We start from the raw sequence: 1,369 nt of genomic DNA, 5'->3' as shown, positions 1-1,369 counted from the left end.
CTGTAGTTGAGCAAATTTACTAACATAAATTTACATCCAAACAAAAAAGGAGACATGAACCCGACTCCTTGGTTAAAATAGATGTGCTAACCAACCATTCACAAGGAGGCTCATGTCTCATGAATAGATTAGCACATCATCAAGGAATCCACAAGTTTTTCATGGCGTTGGGGTTGGCGCTTTATTTCTCGAAACCGGTCATCAAGCATCTCGTTCATATTGTGGATGCCTTGACTACCAAGGGATTTTCGGGAACGTTGACCGATGTCCATCACTGGAGTTTTCATCCCAACCATCGAACAACGCTCAGCCATTTTTTCACGAAAAGCCCTTGGGATGAAGAGACGTTGCTTCGCAAACTCCAGCAATGGATCCTTCATCGCATCAAGCGAATCGCCAAACGGGAGAATCAACCCCTTTTTGTTTCGATTGATGATACCATTTGCCAAAAAACGAAGCCTTCGTCACGGGCTGCACACGCCATTCAAGGGTGTGATTGGCATTTCTCTCACAAAGATCATCAATCGGTCTGGGGGCATTCGCTCGTTTGGCTGATGGTACACACCATGACTCAGGCATTCCCGTTCGCGTTTCGTCTTTATGATAAGGCGGCGGGAACAAGCAAAGTCGACCTAGCGATGGAGATGCTTTCTTCGCTCAAGGTGAAGCCGGATCATCCGGTGTATGTGCTCATGGATTCATGGTATCCGTCCAAAGAGCTCATCGAAGCCTGCCTGAAAAAGGGATTCCATGTCATCGCGATGCTCAAGACGAACCGAATTCTCTACCCGAAAGGCATCGCCGTCCAAGCCAAGCAGTTCGCCCGCTATCTCGAACCGCGAGACACCCGCCTCGTCACGGTGGGGAACGAGCGCTATCGTGTCTACCGCTACGAAGGTGCGCTCAACGGTCTTGATGATGCGGTGGTGCTGCTTACTTGGAAGGCTGCTCAGCCGATGACACCCGAACATCTTCATTGCATCTTGAGCACCGATCGGGAGCTGAGCGACGAAGACATCTTGCGTTACTATGCCCAACGTTGGACGATCGAGTGCTTTTTCCGGCAGGCGAAAGACCAGCTGAAGCTCGATGGGTATCGCGTTCGCCACGTTCGGGCGGTCAAACGGTATTGGGTGACCGTTTTGTTGGCTTGCGTGTACAGCATAGCGGAATCCCAACAAGGCATCTCTGCCGGGCTGGAGCTTCTTCGATCGCGGAAAGGACACAGCCTAGTTGAGTTCATTTACAACGCGGCGAAGCAAGATATTCCCATTGATGTTGTGAAAAAACAGCTCCATGTCGCCTAAGGGGTGCCCTGTTTGTCTCTTTTTAAATGGTAATTATTGTTATCGAAATTGCTCAACTACAG

General features: G+C 49.6%; 1 protein-coding gene. It reads left to right on the top strand.

The features are described from left to right. Positions 1-119 precede the first annotated feature (119 nt). Positions 120-1,307 carry an IS701 family transposase gene (locus HNQ34_RS17240; protein WP_183256538.1) on the top strand — a complete coding sequence of 396 codons (1,188 nt, stop codon included), beginning with the start codon at positions 120-122 and terminating at the stop codon, positions 1,305-1,307. Positions 1,308-1,369: the final 62 nt, after the last annotated feature.

It is taken from the genome of Anoxybacteroides tepidamans (genome assembly GCF_014201465.1).
GTDB classification, from domain to species: domain Bacteria; phylum Bacillota; class Bacilli; order Bacillales; family Anoxybacillaceae; genus Anoxybacteroides; species Anoxybacteroides tepidamans.
This window is presented reverse-complemented; position numbering and strand designations above follow the sequence as displayed.

Bases quoted from the DNA above. Each gene is read 5' to 3' on its own strand.
- HNQ34_RS17240 (WP_183256538.1), top strand. From the start codon at position 120: ATGAATAGATTAGCACATCATCAAGGAATCCACAAGTTTTTCATGGCG.